This window comes from Micromonospora halophytica (assembly GCF_900090245.1).
Taxonomy (GTDB): domain Bacteria; phylum Actinomycetota; class Actinomycetes; order Mycobacteriales; family Micromonosporaceae; genus Micromonospora; species Micromonospora halophytica.
On record NZ_FMDN01000009.1, the window covers coordinates 34,469 to 54,762 of the forward strand.

Here is a 20,294-nt window from a genome sequence, read left to right on the forward strand (position 1 = left end):
CTCACCACGATCACGGGCCGAAGGCTACCCGGCCGTCGGGCCCGTACCTACGGTGCCGGCGGGATCGGGCCGGCGGAAGCTGCCCAGCAGACGCGCGGCGGTGTCCCGGTCGCCGGTGACGGTGGCCGCGCCGGCCGCGACGGCGTCGGCGAGGCCCCGCCGACCGAACACCACGTCGCGCAGCGTCGCCGGGTCGGTGTCGACGCCGGCATCGGCTCGCTCGGCGGTGCCCCGCGTGATGCGCAGGTCCTCCCCGGCGATCTCGACGGTGAACGAGTCCACCCCCAGCCGCAACTGCACGACACCCCGCAGGCCGGCGGCCAGCCCCGGCACGTACGTGGTGCGCAGGGCGAGCATCAGCGCGTCGACGCTGAGCCCGGCGACGCTGGTCAGCGGCGCCCGCGCCCCCCACCGGCCCAACGCGAGCAGCACCGGTTCGAGTTGACGCCCCCAGTCGGTCAACTCGTACACGCCAGCACTGACCGGCGGGCCGAGGACGTGGCGGGTCAGCACACCGGCCGCCTGCAGGTCCCGCAGCCGCTGCGAGAGCACGTTCTGGCTCATGCCGGGCAGACCGCGGCTGAGCTCGGCGAAGCGTTTCGGCCCGAGCAGCAACTCCCGGACCACCAGCAGCGACCACCGTTCCCCGACGGCGGCCAACGCGCGGGCGACGCCGCACGGGTCGTCGTAGGGGCGCACGGGCACCAGAGTAGCCGAAAATGGTTGTACACCCGCAGTGATCACTCCTAAGTTGGGAGTGACCGAGAGGAGGGTTGATGACGACCGTGACCGACCTGCCGCAGGGCGACCCACGCCTGCTCGACACCGACCTGGCCCGCGAGCTGCTCACCTCCACCGAGCTGGCCCGCCTCGCCTACGTCGCCCCGGACGGCACCCCCCGGGTGATGCCGATGATGTTCCACTGGACCGGCGAGGAGGTGGTGTTCAGCACCTTCGGCGGCGCCCGCAAGATCGCCCACCTGCGGGCCCGCCCACCCGTCGCCGTCACCATCGACACCGCCGCCGCCCCACCCCGGGTACTGCTGCTACGCGGCCCGGTCACCGTAACCGACGTGCGCGGGGTCGTCGCCGAGTACGCCGCCGCCCACGAGCGCTACCACGGCCCCGAACAGGCCGCCGCGACACTCGCCGAGATCAACCACCCGGACCTGCTGATGGCGCGCATCGGGCTGCGCCCCACCTGGGTCGGGCTGCTCGACTTCGTCACCCGCTTCCCCGGCGGCGGCACCGCCGAGGACATCGTCAGGCGGGCCCGACAGTGACCTACGTGCTGATCCCCGGCGCCGGTGGCGATCCCCGCTACTGGGACCTGCTCGTCGACGAACTGCACACGCGCGGCCACCGCGCGGTGGCAGTGCCGCTGCCGGCCGCCGACCCCGACGCCGCCCTGCCCGAGTACGCCGCCACCGTCCGCGCCGTCGTCGACACCCACCCCGAGGTGGTGCTGGTGGCGCAGTCGCTGGGCGCGTTCACCGCCCCACTGGTCGCCGACCACCCGGCGGTACGGCTGCTGGTGCTCGTCAACCCGATGATCCCGGCGCCGGGTGAGACACCCGGCGACTGGTGGGCGGCCACCAGCCACGCCCAGGCCCGCGCCGCGTACGCCGCCGCGCAGGGCCGCGCCCCGAACGCCGACGTCGACCCGGCGGTCGACTTCTTCCACGACGTGCCCGCCGACGTGGCCGCCCGGATGCACGACGGACCGCAGGAGTCCGACGCGGTGTTCGTCCGCCCCAACCCGCTGCGCGACTGGCCACACGTGCCGACCCGGGTGATCTCCGGCCGTGACGACCGGTTCTTCCCGGCCGACTTCCAGCGCCGCCTGGCCGCCGACCGCCTCGGCGTGCACCCGGACGAACTACCCGGCGGGCATCTGCTGGCGTTGAGCCGACCCCACCTGCTGGCCGAGAAGCTGCAGAGCTTCACCGCCGGCCAGAAACGGAAATCGGGGCGCGGCATACGCCGCGCCCCGATGCTCCCAGGCCCTTCCCGGCCGGTGGGGCGAGAATGAGCGACGCCGACCTTCGGACCGACCCGACGGTGGACTGGCTGCCCCCGCCTGGCCGTTGTCTACTGGCCGTGCCCCTCACCCTGCCCGTACACCGGTAACCGCGGCCGGTTCGCGCCGCCCCGCCGACCCCCGCCCGCTGGACCTGGCCGCCGCGACTCGCAAGGTCGCTCGGCCAGCGGACGAAGGGACGAAGCGAACAACAGCCGCTTCCCGTAGTAGGACTCAAAGACGGTACGGCGCGGACCCCCGCCGCTGTCAACCCACCCCGGCCTGTCGTGTGTTGCGCCACGGCGTGTCGCGTCGGCGCGTCTCGATACGTGGCCGTCCCGCAGCGGCCGGTCACGCCTCAAGGTGCCGACACAACAACGCCCGCGCCGCCCCCGGATGCTCGGCAGCCAACAATCCCCCGGCGGCCAGCACATAGTCCACGTCCACCACCGCCCGGGCGGCGCGCGGCACCGGCCACCCACCGGCATGGTCCGCGAGCACGCCCGCCAGGACCCCGGCCGCGTCAGCCGACGGCGCGTGCCGCAGCACCCCACCGGAGCCGACCACCAGCCGCACGTCACGCAGGTCCCGCCCCGCACGTTCCCCCGTCGCCGCGCCCCGGGCATGCCGGCGCAGCGCCACCGTCGCGGCCAGCCCGGCGATCCGCGCGTCGACCGCCCGACCGGCGTCGTCACCCGGCAGGAAACCCGGATCCGCCGCCCGCACCGCCGCCTCCGGCGCCAACACGTCCTGCTCCCCCACCGCGAGCAGACGTTCCTCAGCCGCGGCACGCACCACCCCGGGGGCGCTCCACCGCATCCCCAGGTCCCCCTCCACGGTGCGCGCCCGCCACAACGTCCCGGCCACCTCCCGGCCCGGGCCGCTGTCCCGCTCGTCGGGGGTCAGCACCGAATACACGTCGGTGGTGGCACCACCCACGTCCAGCACCACCAGGTCCCCACCGACGGCATCGGCGAGGACCTCCACCCCGGTCAGCACCGCGTCCGGCGTCGCCGCCCGCACCAGCCGGGCGAACCGGCCACCCCGGGACAGCTTCTTACCGCCGATGACGTGACGCAGGAACACCTCCCGGATCGCCGCCCGCGCCGACACCGGCGCGAGCACCCCGATACGGGGCAGCACATTGTCCGCCACCGTCACCGGCACCCCCGCCGACGCCAGCAACGCCCGCACCTCGTCGCGCACCTCGACATTGCCGGCCAGCACCGTCGGCACCCGCCAGCGGGCCCGCGCCAACCGCGTCGCGTTGTGCCGCAACGTGTCGGCGTCCCCACCATCGGTGCCACCGACCAGCAGCACCACGTCCGGGCGGGCCGCCCGCAACGCCGTCAGGTCGGCCCCGCCCAACCGGCCGGCGGCCACGTGCACCACGTTCGCCCCCGCCGACAACCCGACCCGCCGCCCCGCCTGCGCGGTCACCAGCGGCTCGAAGCCGACGACCGCCAGCCGCAGGCCCCCGCCGGCCGACGAACACACGTACCACGGCACGTCGGACACCCCGAGCCCGTCGGTGGCCGCCGCCACCGCGGCGTGCAGACCGTGCAGCACGTCCGTGCCCACCGTCGTCGGCGCCGACGCCCCCGCCACCAGGACGCCGCCGTCGAGGTCCACCACCGCCACCTTCGTGTACGTCGACCCGACGTCGGCGCAGACCGCCAGACTCACGCCGACGCGGGAACGACCACGGTGCCGGTCGCGGTGACCGCCACGATCGGCTCGTCGAGCACCTCGGCCGCCGACTCGCCCTTGTCCGGGCGGCCCCGGCACACCACCCGCGCCACGAAGTCGATGGTGCGGCTGCGCGTACCCACCCGCGTCACCGTCGCCGTCACCTCCAGCACGTCGCCCGCCTTCAACGGCGCCCGGAACTGCACATCCGAGTAAGAGGCGAACAACCCCTCGTCACCGTCAGTGCGGATACACACCTCCGTGGCCACATCCCCGAACAACCCCAACGCGTACGCCCCGTCGACCAGGTTCCCCGCGTAATGGGCGTGCGAGTACGGCACATACCGCCGGTGCGTCACCGTCAAGCCCAGCCGTACGTCACTCATGCTCTCGCCTTCTTGTCCGTGATCAACGCGTGCACCAGATACGACGCCACCTCACCCGGAGTGGTGCCCCGGCCGAAGATCCGATCCACGCCCAGCTCACCGGTCATCGTCTCGTCGAACCGCGGCCCACCCACGATCAGCAGCGGCCGCTTCCCCGCCGGCATCGCCTCCCGGAACGCCGCCGACATCTCCCGCGTGTTGTGCAGATGCGCGTCGCGCTGCGTCACCACCTGCGACACCAGCACCGCGTCGGCCTTCTCCCGCCGCGCCGCCTCCACCAACTCCGGCACGCTCACCTGCGCACCCAGGTTGGTCACCTTCAACTCCCGGTAGTACTCAAGGCCCTTCTCCCCCGCGATGCCCTTGACGTTCAGGATCGCGTCGATGCCCACGGTGTGCGCGTCCGTGCCGATGCACGCCCCCACCACCGACAGCTTGCGCCGCAGCCTCTGCTTCACCACCGTGTTCACCTCCTTGGCGCTCAGCAGAGGGAAGTCCCGCTCCACCACCTGCACCGCCGCCAGGTCCACCAGATGGTTCACCCGCCCGTACACCACGAAGAAGGTGAACCCGTCACCCATCTGCCTGGCGTGCACCAACATCGCCGGGTCAATGCCCATCCGGTTCGCCAACTGCACCGCCGCACCCTCGGCCCGCTTGTCGTGCGGCACCGGCAACGTGAACGACACCTGCACCATGCCGTCACCGGTGGTGTCCCCGTACGGCCGGACGATCTTCTTCTCCGCCGCGGCCGTCACGCCCGGTCCCCTTCCAGGATCTCGGTGGCCGGGTTGTAGTAGTCACCCTCGTGCCGCGCCACCCCGGCCAGGCCCTTACCCCGGTCCGCCGGCCGCTTCATGATCCCGAACGTGCCCTCGGCGATCGCCGTCAACAACGACTGATCCCCGATCCGCTCCAACAACTCCACCGCCTCACCGAGCACCCGGTTCGCACGCTGCTGGATGAACCCGCCCGGCGCCGGCACGAAGTCCTCATGCAACCCACCGGCAGCGCCCAACACGTACCGCACGTTCTGCAGGGCGATGTCCCGATCCGACAACCACGGCGTCACCACCGCCTCCGTCATCATCCCCACCAGCAGAATCCCCTGCCCGGTCATCGCCCCGACCAGGTTGAAGAACCCGTCGAGCAGATTGCCGCGGAACACGTCACCGGTCATGTGCTTCGTCGGCGGCATCCACTTCAACGGCGCGTCCGGGAACAACTCCCGCGCCAGCAACGCGTGCGCCAACTCCAACCGCAACGACTCCGGCACATCCGGGTTGATCTCGAACGCATGCCCCAGACCCAACTGCCAGTCCGCCAACCCCGCCTCATGCGCGAAGTACTCGTTGAGCAACTGCGACACCGTCACCGTGTGCGCCTCGTCCACCGCATCCGCAGTGGTCAGGTAGTTGTCCTCACCGGTGTTGATGATGATCCCCGCCCGCGCGTGCACCTGCCGCGAGAACCGCTGGTCCACAAACGTACGAATCGGATTGATGTCGCGGAACAGGATCCCGTACATCGAGTCGTTGAGCATCATGTCCAGACGCTCCAACCCCGCCAGCGTCGCCATCTCCGGCATACACAGACCCGACGCGTAGTTCGTCAGCCGCACATACCGGCCCAGCTCCTTCGACGACTCGTCCAGCGCCGCCCGCATCAACCGGAAGTTCTCCTGCGTCGCGTACGTCCCGGCGAACCCCTCCCGGGTCGCCCCCTCCGGCACATAGTCCAGCAGCGACTGACCCGTCGACCGGATCACCGCGATCACATCCGCCCCCGCCCGCGCCGCCGCCTGCGCCTGCGGAATGTCCTCGTAGATGTCCCCGGTCGCCACAATCAGATAGATCCACGGCCGCTGCGCCGGATCCCCGTACCGCCTCACCAGCCGATCCCGCTCGGCCCGCCGCCGATCGATCAACCGGACACCCGCGCCGACCGCCCGACGCGCGGCCCTACGCGCGGCCGTCGCGGCCCTGCCCGACGGCACCTGGAAACGCACCGACCCCGCCGCAGCCTTCTGCGCCAACAACGTCACATCGGCGATCTGCTCACGGGCCAACGCATCGAACACCGGCACCGCCACCCCGTGCCCCAACCCGACATCGGCCACCACCGCGTCGACCAGCCGGTTCACCCACGGAATACCGTCCGGATCCGCGCCGCTCACCCCCGCCAACCGCAGCACCGCCCGCTCCACCGACACCGTCGTGTGGCTCCGCGCCAGATCCACCACCGGCTGCCCGGCCCGACGCGCCAACTCCCGCGCCCGCGCCACCAGCACCGGATCCAGGTCGAGCTTGCCCGTCACGCCGTCACCCCGGCCCCACTCGCCCACAGCACCACCCGCACCCGTGCCGCCTCGATGCTTCGCTCGCTCACGCAGACCCTTCCTCAAAAATGACCTCACCGCGCAGCACCGTGCGCCGGCACACCGGCAACGGCGTCGGATCCTGCGGACCCCGCACCTCCGGGTCCTCCGCCTGCAACACCGGCAGACCCCGCTCCACCCCCGCCGGCGCCGACCACACCGCGAACGTCGCCGGCGCCCCCAACGCCAGCACACCCTCGTTGTCCAGGTGCACCGCCCGCCAACCACCCCGGGTGTGCGCGGCGAACGCCGCCCGCACACTCATCCGCTGCACCGGATTGTGATGCGCCACCGCCGCCCGCACCGAACCCCACGGATCCAACGGCGTCACCGGCGAATCCGACCCGAACGCCAACGCCACCCCGACCGCGTGCATCGCCCCCATCGGATTCGACTCCAACGACCGGTCCAACCCCAACCGCGACTCGTACATCCGCCCCGCGCCACCCCACAACCGGTCGAACGCCGGCTGCACCGACGCCACGATCCCGAACTCCACGAACCCGGCGATCAACCGCCTGCTCATGATCTCCGCGTGCTCCACCCGGTGCCGCGCCGCCCGCAGCCGATCCACACCCAGCTTCTCCGCCGCCTGCCCGAACCCGTCCAGCACCGTCGAGATCGCGGCGTCACCGATGGCGTGGAAACCGCCCTGCAAACCGTGCGCCGCGCAGTCCAGCAGATGGTCCCGCACCTGCTCGGCGCTCACGTACCCGTGCCCGCACGCCCCCGGCTCCCCGTCCAGGTACGCCGCCGACACGTGCGCGGTACGGGACCCCAGCGCCCCGTCGGCGAACAGGTCCCCGCCGGCGCCGACCGCCCCGAGCTCCCGGGCCCGCGCCGCACCCAGCAGCTCACCCCAGTACCCGTATACCTCCGGCACCCCGGCCCCGGAGATGCCCAGCAGCCCGGTGAAGTCCTCCTCGTCGGAGATCTCCGGCCCACCGCACTCGTGCACCGCGGCAATTCCCAGTGACGCCGCGTGCTCCAGCGCCCGCCGCTGCGCCGCGACCCGCTGCGGGCGGGTCACCGACGCGAACGCCGCCGCCCGCACCACATGATGCGCATCCCGACGCAGCCACCCCGACACGTCGAACCCCGCCGCAGCAGCCGCCTCCGGACACGCCGCCAACAACGCCCGCGACACCAACGCCGAATGGATCGACGCCTGCGACAGGTACACCCGACGCCCACCAGCCGCCCGACCCACCTCGTCGGCGTCCGGCAGCCGCCCGTCCACCCAGCCCGACTCGTCCCAGCCGTGCCCCAGCACCACCGCATCCGACGGCAGCCCCGCCGCGAACACCGACACCGCGTCCAACAGCTCACCCGCCGACCGCACCGACGACAGATCCAGCCCCGACAGGGCCAGACCAGTGTCGGTGGCATGCACATGCGCGTCCACGAACGCCGGCGTCACCAGCGCCCCGTCCAACTCCACCACCCGGTCCGCCACCGGCGCATCCGCATCGGCACCCAACCAGGCGATCCGACCGTCACGCACCAGCAGCGCCGTCGCGCTCGGCTCCGCAGGACAGTGCAGCACTCCACCGCGATACAACGTCGAGGGGTTCGTCATGGCACTCAGTCTGCCGCCAACCGGGCCTCGAAGAGCGCACGGACCCCAGGCTCGGAACGCAGCAGACCCAACGCCACCTCGGCGTGCCCCGGCACGTACCCGTTGCCCACCAGCATCGTCACGTCCGCCGCCAGGCCCTCCGCGCCCAACGCCGCCGCCGCGAAGCTCGTCGCCATCGAGAAGAAGATCACCGTACCGCCGTCCGCCGTGGCCAGCACCGCCCCGTGCTCACAACCCGGCACATCCACGCAGACCACCGTCACGTCCGCCGGCACCCCCAACGCCGACGTCACCGCCGTCGACAACGCCACCGGATCCCGCGCGTCGGCCAACGCCACCACATCCGCCAACCCAGCCCCGAGCAGCGCCTCCCGCTCCGCCTCCACCGGCACCACCCCGACGCTACGACCCGCCCCCGCCCGCCGCGCCGCCGCCAACGACAGCGACCCGCTCTTGCCGGCCCCACCGATCACCGCCACTGTCACCGGCGTCGGATCACCCGCCCGCTGCCGCCGCGCCACATGCTCGGCGACCACCCGCGCGGTCAGCGCCGGCGCCCCACACACGTCCAGCACCGCCAGCGACAGCTCCGGGTGCAGGTCCGACGGCAGCACCGCGGCGATGGACCGGGCGAACAGGATCGCGTACCCGTCGCACGGCACCTGCTCGCTGCGCCCGTCCCAGCGGGCCAGCCCGTCGAGGATCGTCAGCGGCGTCAAGGTCAGCGACACCAGCGTCGCCACCCGGTCACCGACCGTCAACTGCAACGGCGATCGCCGGCCGACCTCCTCCACCGTGCCGATCAGCATGCCGCCCGAGCCGGTCACCGGGTTCTGCATCTTGCCCCGGGTGGAGACGATGTCGAGGACCTCGGCCCGAACCTTCTCCCCGTCGCCGCCGTGCTTCTCCGACAACTGCCGGAAGCTCGCCGCGTCCAGGTTCAACCGCTGCACCCGGATGCGCACCTCGTTCGGCGCGATCCGCGGGTCGGCGTCCAACCGCCACGCCGCCTGCGGCAGCACCCCCGCCGGTTCCACAACGCGGTGCAGACCCACCGGTGACGTCACGCCGACCTCCCCTGTCCAGCCGCTCGAAGCCCTGGCCAGGACTCGCGTCGCGGGAAAACTTCCGGCAGACTAATTTCTTCACCGGATATTTTCCAGTAGCCTACGGGCCGCTGATCATCTGCACCACGCACCGAGGAGGGGCCGTGACCCAGACCCAACCGGTTGAGACCATCCCTCAACCCCGTCACGCCCCGGTCGCGGCGCCGACCGCCGGGCAGCCGTACGAATACCGCCGCAGCCCCCTGGTCGAACCCGACTGGACCCGCTTCCCCGGCTGGCGCCACATCACCCGCGAGCAGTGGGAGAACGCCCAGTGGCAACGCGTCAACTGCGTCAAGAACCTCAAGCAGCTGCGCACCGTACTCGGTGACCTCGTCGACGAGACCTTCTACGCCGACCTCGAGGCCGACCAGAAGGCCCTGGCCACCATGTCCATGCTGGTGCCGCCGCAGATGCTCAACACCATGGTCCCGTTCGCCCCGATGAGCACCGAGGCGTTCCTCGCCGACCCGGTACGGCGCTACATGATCCCCGTCGCCTCCGACCGGCGCACCGACTGGCCGTCGCACCCGTACGCCAGCCGCGACAGCCTGCACGAGCACGACATGTGGGTCGCCGAAGGCCTCACCCACCGCTACCCCACCAAGGTCCTCGCCGAGCTGCTCTCCACCTGCCCCCAGTACTGCGGGCACTGCACCCGCATGGACCTGGTCGGCAACTCCACCCCCGCCGTCGACAAGCTCAAGCTCACCCTCAAGCCCGTCGACCGCTACGACGCCCACATCGCGTACCTCAAGGCCCACCCCGGCGTCCGCGACGTCGTCGTCTCCGGCGGCGACGTGGCCAACGTGCCGTGGAAGAACCTCGAGTCGTACCTGATGCGGCTGCTGGAGATCGAGACCATCCGCGACATCCGGCTCGCCACCAAGGCGCTCATGGGCCTGCCGCAGCACTGGCTCCAGCCCGACGTCGTCGAGGGCCTGGAGCGGGTCGCCCGCACCGCCGCCCGGCGCGGCGTCAACCTCGCCATCCACACCCACGTCAACCACGCCCAGTCGATCACCCCACTGGTCGCCCGGGCCGCCCAGACCGCCCTCGACGTCGGCGTACGCGACGTGCGCAACCAGGGCGTGCTCATGCGCGGCGTCAACGCCACCGCCCCCGACCTGCTCGACCTCTGCTTCGCGCTGCAGGGTGAGGCGGGCATCCTGCCGTACTACTTCTACATGTGCGACATGATCCCCAACGCCGAGCACTGGCGGGTCCCGGTCTGGCACGCCCAGCAGCTCCAGCACGACATCATGGGCTACCTGCCCGGCTACGCCACCCCGCGGATCGTCTGCGACGTCCCGTTCGTCGGCAAGCGCTGGGTGCACATGCTCACCGAGTACGACCGCGAGCGCGGCATCTCGTACTGGACCAAGAACTACCGCACCTCGATCGAGTCGGCCGACCTGGAGGCGCTGAACAAGCGCTACGCCTACTACGACCCGATCGACACCCTGCCCGAGTCCGGCCAGACCTGGTGGAGGGCCCACCACAACGACTGACCTCTCGACGTACGACGAGCGGCCTGCGGGGTATCCCCGCAGGCCGCTCGTCACGTCCGACGGTCAGCGCATCGCGTCCCGTACGTCCTTGCCGGCCTCCTTGACGTGCTCGCCGGCCTGCCGGGCGCGCGCGCCGCTGCGCTCCTCGGCGCCCTCGGCGCGCAGCCGCTCGTTGTCGGTGGCGCTGCCGATCCGCTCCTTCGCCACGCCGGTCAGCTCCTGCGCCTTGCTCTTCGCCTTGTCGGTGAAGCTCATGTCGCCTCCTGCCGTTGCTCCGGCGGTCCACGGGGCCGTCCGCCCCGCTGCCGTTGCGTCCCCGACCCGTCGGCGCCGAAACCGGCGGTTCCTGGTGACGTGCTGAGCCTGTGTGCGGTCTTGCACACCGTAGGGCATCCTAGGACACTAGGGGAAGCGCATCCTGGCGGGCAGGAAGCTGCCGCCGGCGTGTGCGGGTCCCGACCCGCTGGCGCCGACCGGTGGGGCGATGGATCGGCGAGGAGACGCCGGTTGGGGCGCGCGGGCGGGTGGCAGGTGGCTTCGGTGGCAGCTGCTGTCGCCCGGGCGGCAACACGTGCACCCGAAGCGCGGTCCGCCACGCCCGTCCCCTACCACCGCGCGCCGGGTCTGCACTGCCCCGCGCCGTCGCGCCCCGTCCCGGTGAGGTCGTGACCGCCGGACGGGCCACATCCTGCTGGGCGTCCTAGGACAATAGGTAGGAGGTGGGTGCCGAGGCGGTCGCCCGGGACTGGTTGACTGGGGGCATGAGCGAGATCCTCCTGGTTCGGCACGGCGAGACCACCTGGAGCGCCAGCCACCGGCACACCTCGTACACCGACCTGGAGCTGACCCCCGACGGCGAGCGGCAGGCCCGCGCGCTCGGTGCGGTGCTCGTCGGGCGGCGCTTCGCCCGGGTGCTGGCCAGCCCTCGCAAACGGGCCCTGCGCACCGCACAGCTCGCCGGCCTCACCGTGGACCGCACCGACGAGGACCTGGCCGAGTGGAACTACGGCCGGTACGAGGGGCGCAGCACCGCAGACATCCACGACGAACACCCGCACTGGAACATCTGGACCGACGGCTGCCCCGACGGCGAGGCCCCCGAGCAGGTCGGCGAGCGGGTCGACCGACTGCTCACCCGGATCACGCCCCTGCTGGACCTGGGCAGCGTCGCGCTGGTCGGGCACGCACACTGCCTGCGGGTCGTCGGGGCCCGCTGGATCGGCCTGCCGCCGTCGGCCGGGGGGAAACTGCGACTGGACACCGCCACCGTGAGCGTGCTCGGCCACGAGCACGGGCGGCGGGTGATCCTGCGCTGGAACGGCCGCTGAACGGCTCAGCCGCCGTCGCGGGGACGCCGGGCCGACTCCCCCAACAGGATCTTCGGCGGGCGCGCCTCGTACGGGGTGGAGAGCACCACCGTGGTGCGGGTGGTGACGTTCGCCGACGTACGGATCTCCTGGAGCACCCGTTCCAGGTCCGCCGGGCCGGCCACCCGCACCAGCAGCAGGTAGAAGTCCTCCCCCGCCACCGAGTAGCAGGAGTCGATCTCCGGCAGGTGGGCCAGCCGCTCGGGGGCGTCGTCCGGCTGGGAGGGGTCGAACGGGCGGATCGCCACGAACGCGGTCAGCGGCAGGTCCAGCGCCTCGAAGGAGACCTTCGCGGCGTACCCGTGGATGACCCCGCGCTGCTCCAGCCGGCGGACCCGCTGGTGCACCGCGGACACCGACAACCCCACCCTCTCGGCCAGATCCGTGTACGACAGCCGGCCGTCAGCGGTCAGCGCGGCGACGATGGCACGGTCGATCTCCTCCACGGCGTGCAACCTACCCGGTGCGACGCTCCCATGGTGGACGGGCCCGCCGGCGGTCACGCTCCGCGTGCCGTCCGGTCGCGCACCGCGTCCGCCGCGAAGTGCAGCACCTCCGTCATGTCCTCCTCGTCGAGGAAGGGCAGATCGGTGAGGATGTCCGTGACGGACATGCCGTCGGCCATCATCGCCAGGATGGTGGCGACCGGGACCCGGGACTGCCGCACGCAGGGCGCGCCGCCCATCACCTCGGGGTCGACGGTGATCCGTGGGAAGGCCATCGGGCCAGGTCAGCCCTTGGCCAGCGCGCGGGAGATGACCAGCCGCTGGATCTGGTTGGTGCCCTCGACGATCTGGAGCACCTTCGCCTCCCGCATGTACCGCTCGACCGGGTGGTCGGCGACGTAGCCGGCCCCGCCGAGCACCTGCACGGCGTCGGTGGTCACCCGCATCGCCATGTCGGTGGCGAAGAGCTTCGCCTTCGCCGCCTCGATGGAGTAAGGCCGGCCGGCGTCGCGCAGCCGGGCCGCGGAGAGCATCAACGCCCGGGCCGCGGATATCGCGGTGGCGTGGTCGGCGAGGTTGAAGCCGAGGCCCTGGAAATCGATGATCGGACGGCCGAACTGCTGCCGCTGCGTGGCGTAGCCGACGGCGTAGTCCAGCGCCGCCTGGGCCAGCCCGACCGCGCAGGCGGCGATGCCGAGGCGGCCGGAGTCCAGCGCCGACATGGCGATGGTGAAGCCCACCCCCTCGCCGCCGATCAGCCGGTCGGCCGGCACCCGGGCACCGTCGAAGGCGATCTGCGCCACCGGGGAGGCGTGCAGGCCCATGGTGCGCTCCGCGGCCTGCGGCAGGATGCCGGGGGTGGCGCGGTCGGCGAGCAGGCAGGAGATGCCCTTCGGGCCGGGCCCGCCGGTGCGGCAGAAGATGTTGTAGAAGTCGGCGACCCGGGCGTGGGTGATCCACGCCTTGGTGCCGGTGACCACATAGGCGTCGCCGTCGCGGACGGCCTTCGTGGTCAGCGACGCGGCGTCCGAACCACCCTGCGGCTCGGAGAGGCAGTACGCGCCGAGCAGCTCGCCGCCGATCATGTCGGGCAGCAGCTTGCGCTGGGCGTCGCTGCCGAACTGCGCCACCGGGTAGCAGGAGAGGGTGTGCACGCTGACCGCCTCGGCCACGGCGAGCCAGCGGCTGGCCAGGATCTCCAGCACCTGGAGGTATACCTCGTACGGCTGGGCGGCGCCGCCGTGCTCCTCGGCGTACGGCAGGCCGAGCAGGCCGGCCCGGCCGAGGGTGCGCAGCACCTCGCGGGGGAACTCGGCGCGCTCCTCGAAGCCGGCCGCCTTCGGGGCCAGCTCACGATCGGCGAGTTCGGTGGCGAGGTCGAGCAGGTCGTGGGCCTCGTCGGTGGGGAGGATCCGGTCGACAGTCATGGCGCGATGAGCTCCGTCGGGGTGGTGGTGAGCCGCTGCCCGCGAGCCGTGGTGCGGCCGGCGGGGTCCTCGGTGCGGGTGCCGGACCGGCCGGACAGGTCGATGCCGTGGCCGGTGCCCGACGCGGGCGCGACCGGACGCCCGGCGGTGGCCGGGGCCACGACCGGTCGGGCGGCGGTGCGCGGCGCGTCGGTTCCCACCCCGCCAGCTTAACGGTCGTTCGGGAACGGACCTACCCCGGATCGTCCCGCCGGACGCGGGGCGGGGCGGCTCAGGCGCGGGCCCCACCGAGGCCGAGCAGCACCGCCAGGCCCAGGGCGCTGCGCGGGGCGTACGGCACCCGCCACAGGCCGCCGTGCGCGGCGGCGTACGCCTCATCCTGCCACGGGTGCGCCAGCGCCGGCCCGCCGCCGGTACGCAGGTCGTGCACCAGCACCGCGGCCATCAGGGTGTTGCTGGTCGCCGGCTCGAAGATCTCGATGCCGAACCGGTGGGCACCGGCGTACGCGGCGGCGAGGGCCCGATTGCGCACCACCGACCGGGTGCGCGTCGGCGGGGCCACCGTGAACGACACGGTCGACCCGGCGTCGCGGGCCACCGTGGCCCGCCAACGCTGCAACCGCTTGGCGAGCGCGTAGTTCGGCCCCTGCTGCGGCACCAGACTGTCGTTGATCCCCGGGTCGGCCTCCGGCGGGTAGTTACGGTGCAGCAGCCGGCCGCCGGAGAGCACCCGCAGCGCCCGGCGCGCGGGCCCGCGCGCCGCGTAGGCCCGGTCGGCGTGCCGCACCGCGTCGGCGGGCACGGCGAAGACGTCGGTGGGGGTGGCGAGGAACGCCAGGGCCACGTCCTCGCGGTGCCGTTGCAGGTGGCCGGTGAGCGCGTCGACGGCCGTGGCGACCCGCACGTTGGTCGCCCCGTCGGCGTACACGTAGTTGCCGAGCACCAGCCGGCCCTCGACGCCGCGCAACCAGTCGGCGACCTGCGGGAGGCGGTGCAGCAGGTCCGCGCCCGCGGCGGCGGCCAGGGCCGCGTCGCCGTCGGTGTCGGCGCCGGGCCGCACCGGCAGCAGGAGCCGGCCGCCGTGCCGGCGGGTGGTCTGCAGCACCCGCCGCCAGATCTCCGGCCGCGGCAGGTCGACCGCGACCACGTCGGCGCCCCAGCGCAGCAGGGACGGCAGCGGGCCCATCTCCGCGCCCGCGCCGAGCACCACGACCCGCTGGTCGCGCAGGTCGAGCCAGTCCGGGTGGGCGTGCACGGCGCGGACCGCCTCGGCGCAGGACGGCTCCACCACCCCGGCGGTGACCCAGGCGTCGAGTTGACGGAGCAGGTCGTCGCCGCGCAGCCGCCGGCCCCGGTACGGCAGCGACAGCTCCCGCTCGACCGGGCCCTCGCCGGTGACGGTCGCGGTGCACAGCGGCTCGTGGCCGGCGGGATCGGCGAAGACCTCGTCCAGCCCGGTCTCCCGGCCGTCGTCGCCGAGGACCCTCATCCGGGAGTGCAGCGAGGCGAGGCCGTCGCGGGCGATGGTGAGCGCGGCGTCACGGGAGGGCAGCCCCGCCTCGACGAGCCGGCGGAAGTGGCCGAGGTAGCCGTGCCGCCAGTTCGTCTCGTGCTCGGCCGAGCGTGCGCCGACCGGGTCCACGGCGCGCAGCGCGTCGGCGACGACCGCCCGGCCGAGCGCGCTCGTGCTGCGTCCCTCCCCGGTACGGGGGAAGACCACCCCACGCGGACCCTCCACGGCCACCGCCCCTTTCACTCCGCGGCCGGAGGAGTCCGACCGCGGGTGCCACTCTGCCGTATGCCGCGACGGCCCGCATCGCGGACCGCCGCCTCACCCGCGCCGGGCGCGGCCGGATACCGTCTGCGGCAGCCCGGGTGACGCCGGGCGCGGGCGAGCGGCGGGAGGCCGGACTCATGCGTCTGCACGTGGGGTGCGCGATGTGGACCCACAAGGCCTGGCAGGGCCGCCTGCTGGCCCACCCGCTGCCGGCGCACGAGCGGCTGCGCCACTACGCCGCCTGGTGCACCGCGGTCGAGGGCAACACGACGTTCTACGCCACCCCGGCCCGGCAGGCCGCGGCGTCGTGGGCGGAGCAGACCGACCCCGACTTCCGGTTCGTGCTCAAACTGCCCAGGGTCGTCACGCACGAGCGCCGGCTCACCGACGTCGACGAGGCGCTGCGCGTCTTCCTGGACGCGATCGAGCCGCTCGGCCCCCGCGCCGACGCCCTCTGGATCCAACTGCCGGGATCGTTCGCTCCCGCCGACGTCCCCGCCCTCGCCGGGTTCCTGCGCCGGCTGTCCACCTCCCACCGGTACGCCGTGGAGGTCCGCCACCTCGCGTTCTTCGCCGACCCCCGCGCGACGCGGCTGCTCGAAGGGGTGCTCGCCGACGCGGACGCCGAGTGGATCCCGTTCGACACCACGGCGTTCTTCGGCAGCCGACCGACCAGCGACGCCGAGCGCGACGCCTGGGTCAAGAAGCCGCGCATGCCGCGCCGGTCGGTCGCGCTGACCGACCGACCGGTCGTGCGGTACCTCGGCCGCGACGACCCCGCGCGGACGGTCGAGGGCTGGCAGCCCTGGGTCGACGTCGTCGCCGGATGGCTGCGCGAGGGCCGCTCGCCGACGATGTTCGTACACACCCCGGACAACGCCGACGCGCCGGTGCTGGCCCGCCGCTTCCACGACGAGGTGCGGGCCCGGGTGCCGGAGCTGGCGCCGCTGCCGGAGCCGATGCCGGTCGAGCCCGCCACCCTGTTCTGACCGCCGACGGCTTCCGGCCGTCGCGACCGGCGACTCACCGGACGCGGTCACGCACCAGGTCGAGCATCTCGTCGACCGCGCCGGCCGGATCGGTGACCGGGAACTGCACCGCCCGGACCACCGCGTCGGGGTCGACGTGGTCTTCGCCGGCTGCCTGACCTCACCGGACTGGACGCGGACGAGCCGGTCAGGCGGGCGACGCCGGTGGGCTGACCGCCGTCGTGGGCAGCACGGCCGCCGCCACCCGGCGGGCCCGGTCCGGGTGGGTCAGTACGTCCACGTTGTGGACGTACTGGTCGACCGCGCCCACCGGCGGGCGTGCCCGCAACGCCGGGTCGGTGATCCCGGCGCGCAGCGCGGCGGCGAACCGCCCGGCGTCGAGCACCAGGAAGGGCCGGTCGTGGAAGGGCCGCACCCGGGCGTCGACCGGCGCGGCCAGCCCGGTGTCGTTGGTCCAGCCCGCGACGGTCTCCAGGGCCCGGGCCAGCCCCTCCTGCCGGTCCGGCCAGCCACCGGGGCCGAGGGCGGCCGACAGCGCCGCGACCAGTGGCGCCGCGCCGGGCAGCCGGGCGACCAGGGTGCCCAGCCACTTGTCGTACGGAGGCCAGCGGCGGTGCAGCAGCAGCCCGAGGCGCATCAGGTCATGGGCGACGCCAGCGACCACCACCCGGCTGCCCAGCTCGTCGCCGACCTCGGCGCACCGCCCGGGCAGGTGCTCGGCCTGGCCCACCCGGGTCCAGGCGGCGGCCAGCACATGCCGCCAGACGTCGTCCGGGTACCAGGCCAGCCGGGCCCGGGCGAGGGTGAGCGCCCCGGCCAGCCCGTCGTGGAAGACCGCGCCGCCGGTCAGCTCGGCCAGTCGCTGGGTCGGCACCGACAGCCAGTCGTCGACGTCGAGCCCGGCGGCCGGGTCGACACCGAGCCGGCCACGCAGCCAACCCGACAGCTCGTGCACGCTCACCCCGTGCCGGTCGCCGTCCGGGTCCACGACGCCGAGGCGGACGCCGGGGCCGCCGGCGAACCGGGTCGGCCAGCCGAGGAACCCGGCCGGCAGCTCGTCCAGCGCGGCGCGCACCGGCCCGACATCAGCGGCGTCGGCGACGAAGAGCTGCACGCGCGGCCCCCAGTCGTGGTCGGTGGAACGCGCGGTGTCCAGGCCGAGCAGCTCCGACCCACCGTCGAGCAGCCCTGCGGCGTACCGCAGGCACGGCAGGCGGCGAGCCAGCAGCGGGGCGACGACCTCGTCGTGGAAGCGGCGGCTCAGGGTGAGTCCGGGCAGGAACGGCATGCCGGTCAGTCTTCCCGGGCGGCCGGGGGCGGCGACACCTCGTTCCACGGGCTCCGCATTTGCCGGGTACGACGCTCACGGCAGATCGGGTTCCGCCGGCCCGCCGCCGACCGGCTCGGCCACGCTGCCGCCGCGCCCGTGACGTCGCGGTTGTCGGCCCGCCGGCCGACGGGCGCGGATAGCCTGGTCACAGCGGCGACGAGAGGCGGACGCGGTGGCACAGGACCGGGCGGCGGCACGCCGGCGACGACTGCTCTGGGCGGGCATCCTCGCCGTGGCGGGACTGGCCCTGCTCCTGCTCGGCCTGACCGTCGCCGACGGCGCGCTGGCCTGGCTGGAGGTGGTGCTGGCGATCGCCCTGCTGGTGACCAGCTACGCGGTGCAGCGCGTCGCCCGCCGCGAGGCGCTGTACGCCGACCGCGAGCGCCGCTGACCGCAGCACAGGCCGCCGGGCATCCCCCACGTCGTCACCCGCCTGTGCCAGGCTGTCGGGCGTGGCACACCGACCCCCGATCCTGCTGATCGACGCTCCGAGTCTCTACTTCCGGGCCTACTTCGGCGTACCCGAGTCGGCGGCGCGGGCCGAGGACGGCCAGCCGGTCAACGCCGTACGGGGCTTCCTCGACATGCTCGCCCAACTGATCCGCACCCGCCGGCCGGACCGGATGGTCTGCGCGCTGGATTACGACTGGCGGCCGGCGTGGCGGGTGCAGCTGCTGCCGTCGTACAAGGCGCACCGCGTCGCGCCGGAGGGCGGCGAGGAGGTGCCGGACACCCTGTCGCCCCAGGTGCCGGTGATCCTGGAGGTGCTCGACGCGATCGGCATCCGCGCGATCGGCGCCACCGGATACGAGGCCGACGACGTGCTCGGCACCCTCTCGGTGACCCAGCCGGCCCCGGTGGAGGTGGTCTCCGGCGACCGGGACCTGTTTCAGCTCGTCGACGACGCCCGCCCGGTGCGGCTGCTCTACGTCGGCCGTGGAGTGGCGAAGCTGGAGGACTGCGACGACGCGGCGGTGCGCGCCCGCTACGGCGTCCCCGCCGACCGGTACGCCGACTTCGCCGCACTGCGCGGCGACCCGAGCGACGGGCTGCCCGGGGTGCCCGGGGTGGGCGAGAAGACCGCCGCCCGGCTCATCGAGCGCTACGGCGGCCTCGACGGCATCCTCGCCGCGTTGGACACGCCCGGTTCGGGTTTCGCGCCGGGGCTGCGCACCCGGCTCGACGCCGCCCGGGACTACCTGGCCGTCGCGCCGAAGGTGGTGCGGGTCGCCACCGACGTGCCCCTGCCCGAGCTGACCACCGCGCTGCCGACGGCCCCGGCGGACCCGGACCGGCTGCTCGCGCTGGCGCAACGGTGGAACCTGGCCGGCTCCTGCCGGCGGCTGGTGGACGCCCTCGCCGACCGGGCCTGAGCCGTGGTGCTCGGTCGCCGTGAACAGGGTGGTGCGGCGTTCGCGGGCGGCGATCCGCACGAGCGCGTCAGGCCCGACGCGGTGACGACCGACTGGCAGGCCTGGCACCGTGACTACGCCGATCCCGATTCCCCGCTCTCCCGGAGGCTCGAGCTGGTCCGCCAGGAGATCGGGCGGTGGCTCGACGAGCGTCCGGGCCGGGCCCTGACAGCGGTGAGCGCCTGCGCCGGGCAGGGCCACGACCTGATCGGGGTGCTGGCCGGGCGGGACGACGCGGCCCGCGTGCGGGCCACCCTGGTGGAGTACGATCCCGGCAACGTCGCCGCCGCCCGCGCGGCCGCCGCCGGCCTGGACACCGTGACGGTGCTGCGGGCCGACGCCGGGAAGCTCGCCTCCTACGTCGGCGCGGTCCCCGCCGACCTGGTGCTCATGGTCGGCGTCTTCGGCAACGTTCCCGACTTCGACGTGCGCCGGACCGTGCACGCCCTTCCCCAGCTCTGCGCGCCCGACGCCACCGTGGTCTGGACGCGCAGCCGCAGGGCACCCGACCGCACCCCGGCGCTCCGGCGGTGGCTGCGGGAGGCCGGCTTCCAGGAGCGGGCCTTCCACGCCCCGCACGACGTGCTCTTCTCCGTCGGCGTCCACCGGCTGACCGGGTCACCGCGTCCGCTGGACCCGGCCGGCGAGCTGTTCCGCTTCCACCCGGGTGGACCGGCGCAGACCAGCCCGAGGGCCGAGCCCAGCACGGACAGCGCACCACTCGACACGGGTGTGCTCCACCCGTACTCAAAGTGACTGATCTCCGCCACGGCGGCGTGTCCCCCCAGTCATTACCGGCGCGCGCAGCAGCATGATCACGGGTGCCCCCGGCAGCCGCGACAGCACCCCCGGGCACTTCGGGGGGTGCTGTCGCGGGG

At 73.5% G+C, this 20,294-nt stretch carries 22 protein-coding genes; 8 read left to right on the forward strand and 14 right to left on the reverse strand.

Annotated elements, in window-relative coordinates; translation table 11 throughout:
• Positions 1–24: 24 nt before the first annotated feature.
• Positions 25–699, reverse strand: a complete 675-nt coding sequence (locus GA0070560_RS14475) for a winged helix-turn-helix transcriptional regulator (protein ID WP_091296610.1) — start codon at positions 697–699, stop codon at positions 25–27.
• Between the two features lie 77 nt (positions 700–776).
• Between GA0070560_RS14475 and GA0070560_RS14480 the strand changes: the two genes are divergently transcribed.
• Positions 777–1,283 carry a pyridoxamine 5'-phosphate oxidase family protein gene (locus GA0070560_RS14480; protein ID WP_091296613.1) on the forward strand — a complete coding sequence of 169 codons (507 nt, stop codon included), beginning with the start codon at positions 777–779 and terminating at the stop codon, positions 1,281–1,283.
• Between the two features lie 5 nt (positions 1,284–1,288).
• The gene (locus tag GA0070560_RS14485; RefSeq protein WP_245675519.1) at positions 1,289–2,032 is read left to right on the forward strand and encodes an alpha/beta fold hydrolase; all 744 of its coding nucleotides are present in this window, start codon (positions 1,289–1,291) and stop codon (positions 2,030–2,032) included.
• 339 nt (positions 2,033–2,371) lie between these two features.
• On the opposite strand, the gene GA0070560_RS14490 is transcribed toward GA0070560_RS14485, so the two are convergent.
• The 6 genes from GA0070560_RS14490 to kdd all read right to left on the reverse strand — a co-directional run bounded on the left by GA0070560_RS14490 (position 2,372) and on the right by kdd (position 9,118).
• A complete protein-coding gene (locus GA0070560_RS14490) occupies positions 2,372–3,706 on the reverse strand; it encodes a glutamate mutase L (RefSeq protein WP_091296619.1) in 1,335 nt (444 codons plus the stop codon).
• Positions 3,703–4,095 (reverse strand): 3-aminobutyryl-CoA ammonia lyase, encoded by a 393-nt coding sequence (gene kal / locus GA0070560_RS14495; RefSeq protein WP_091296623.1) that lies wholly within the window; start codon positions 4,093–4,095, stop codon positions 3,703–3,705. The genes GA0070560_RS14490 and kal overlap by 4 nt, the downstream gene beginning before the upstream one ends.
• Entirely contained in the window at positions 4,092–4,853 is a 762-nt protein-coding gene (kamE, locus tag GA0070560_RS14500) for a lysine 5,6-aminomutase subunit beta (protein ID WP_091296626.1), read from the reverse strand. The genes kal and kamE overlap by 4 nt, the downstream gene beginning before the upstream one ends.
• The gene (kamD, locus tag GA0070560_RS14505; protein ID WP_091297083.1) at positions 4,850–6,412 is read right to left on the reverse strand and encodes a lysine 5,6-aminomutase subunit alpha; all 1,563 of its coding nucleotides are present in this window, start codon (positions 6,410–6,412) and stop codon (positions 4,850–4,852) included. The genes kamE and kamD overlap by 4 nt, the downstream gene beginning before the upstream one ends.
• A gap of 67 nt (positions 6,413–6,479) precedes the next feature.
• The gene (locus GA0070560_RS14510; RefSeq protein WP_091296629.1) at positions 6,480–8,051 is read right to left on the reverse strand and encodes an amidohydrolase; all 1,572 of its coding nucleotides are present in this window, start codon (positions 8,049–8,051) and stop codon (positions 6,480–6,482) included.
• Between the two features lie 5 nt (positions 8,052–8,056).
• Complete coding sequence (gene kdd, locus GA0070560_RS14515; protein WP_091296633.1) at positions 8,057–9,118, reverse strand: L-erythro-3,5-diaminohexanoate dehydrogenase; 1,062 nt, start codon at positions 9,116–9,118, stop codon at positions 8,057–8,059.
• Between the two features lie 143 nt (positions 9,119–9,261).
• On the opposite strand from kdd, the gene GA0070560_RS14520 reads away from it, so the two are divergent.
• Positions 9,262–10,668 carry a KamA family radical SAM protein gene (locus GA0070560_RS14520; RefSeq protein ID WP_091296637.1) on the forward strand — a complete coding sequence of 469 codons (1,407 nt, stop codon included), beginning with the start codon at positions 9,262–9,264 and terminating at the stop codon, positions 10,666–10,668.
• Positions 10,669–10,731: 63 nt separating this feature from the next.
• Here GA0070560_RS14520 and GA0070560_RS14525 read toward each other — a convergent pair whose 3' ends face one another.
• Positions 10,732–10,923 carry a CsbD family protein gene (locus GA0070560_RS14525; RefSeq protein WP_091296640.1) on the reverse strand — a complete coding sequence of 64 codons (192 nt, stop codon included), beginning with the start codon at positions 10,921–10,923 and terminating at the stop codon, positions 10,732–10,734.
• A 506-nt stretch (positions 10,924–11,429) separates the two neighbouring features.
• On the opposite strand from GA0070560_RS14525, the gene GA0070560_RS14530 reads away from it, so the two are divergent.
• Positions 11,430–11,996: a histidine phosphatase family protein gene (locus GA0070560_RS14530; RefSeq protein ID WP_091297087.1), complete on the forward strand. Its 567-nt coding sequence runs from the start codon at positions 11,430–11,432 to the stop codon at positions 11,994–11,996.
• A 5-nt stretch (positions 11,997–12,001) separates the two neighbouring features.
• Here the strand turns inward: GA0070560_RS14530 and GA0070560_RS14535 are convergent, their stop codons facing one another.
• From GA0070560_RS14535 to GA0070560_RS14555, 5 genes are all read right to left on the reverse strand, one after another.
• Positions 12,002–12,481 (reverse strand): Lrp/AsnC family transcriptional regulator, encoded by a 480-nt coding sequence (locus tag GA0070560_RS14535; RefSeq protein WP_091296644.1) that lies wholly within the window; start codon positions 12,479–12,481, stop codon positions 12,002–12,004.
• Between the two features lie 53 nt (positions 12,482–12,534).
• Positions 12,535–12,756, reverse strand: a complete 222-nt coding sequence (locus GA0070560_RS14540) for a DUF433 domain-containing protein (RefSeq protein WP_091296648.1) — start codon at positions 12,754–12,756, stop codon at positions 12,535–12,537.
• Positions 12,757–12,765: 9 nt separating this feature from the next.
• On the reverse strand, positions 12,766–13,908 hold the full coding sequence (locus GA0070560_RS14545; RefSeq protein WP_091296651.1) for an acyl-CoA dehydrogenase family protein: 1,143 nt from the start codon (positions 13,906–13,908) through the stop codon (positions 12,766–12,768).
• Entirely contained in the window at positions 13,905–14,108 is a 204-nt protein-coding gene (locus GA0070560_RS14550; protein WP_091296654.1) for a hypothetical protein, read from the reverse strand. The genes GA0070560_RS14545 and GA0070560_RS14550 overlap by 4 nt, the downstream gene beginning before the upstream one ends.
• A 71-nt stretch (positions 14,109–14,179) precedes the next feature.
• Entirely contained in the window at positions 14,180–15,646 is a 1,467-nt protein-coding gene (locus GA0070560_RS14555; RefSeq protein WP_091297090.1) for a hypothetical protein, read from the reverse strand.
• Positions 15,647–15,846: 200 nt separating this feature from the next.
• Here GA0070560_RS14555 and GA0070560_RS14560 point away from each other — a divergent pair, with 200 nt between their 5' ends.
• Entirely contained in the window at positions 15,847–16,674 is an 828-nt protein-coding gene (locus GA0070560_RS14560) for a DUF72 domain-containing protein (RefSeq protein ID WP_211565861.1), read from the forward strand.
• A gap of 187 nt (positions 16,675–16,861) precedes the next feature.
• On the opposite strand, the gene GA0070560_RS14565 is transcribed toward GA0070560_RS14560, so the two are convergent.
• Entirely contained in the window at positions 16,862–17,962 is a 1,101-nt protein-coding gene (locus GA0070560_RS14565) for a DUF4037 domain-containing protein (protein WP_091296657.1), read from the reverse strand.
• Positions 17,963–18,176: 214 nt separating this feature from the next.
• Here GA0070560_RS14565 and GA0070560_RS14570 point away from each other — a divergent pair, with 214 nt between their 5' ends.
• The 3 genes from GA0070560_RS14570 (at position 18,177) to GA0070560_RS14580 (ending at position 20,172) form a co-directional block, all read left to right on the forward strand.
• Positions 18,177–18,395 (forward strand): hypothetical protein, encoded by a 219-nt coding sequence (locus tag GA0070560_RS14570; RefSeq protein ID WP_091296660.1) that lies wholly within the window; start codon positions 18,177–18,179, stop codon positions 18,393–18,395.
• 61 nt (positions 18,396–18,456) lie between these two features.
• Positions 18,457–19,377 (forward strand): 5'-3' exonuclease, encoded by a 921-nt coding sequence (locus tag GA0070560_RS14575; protein ID WP_091296663.1) that lies wholly within the window; start codon positions 18,457–18,459, stop codon positions 19,375–19,377.
• An 81-nt stretch (positions 19,378–19,458) separates the two neighbouring features.
• Positions 19,459–20,172, forward strand: coding sequence for an SAM-dependent methyltransferase (locus GA0070560_RS14580; RefSeq protein ID WP_245675520.1), 714 nt, complete (start codon positions 19,459–19,461; stop codon positions 20,170–20,172).
• Positions 20,173–20,294: the final 122 nt, after the last annotated feature.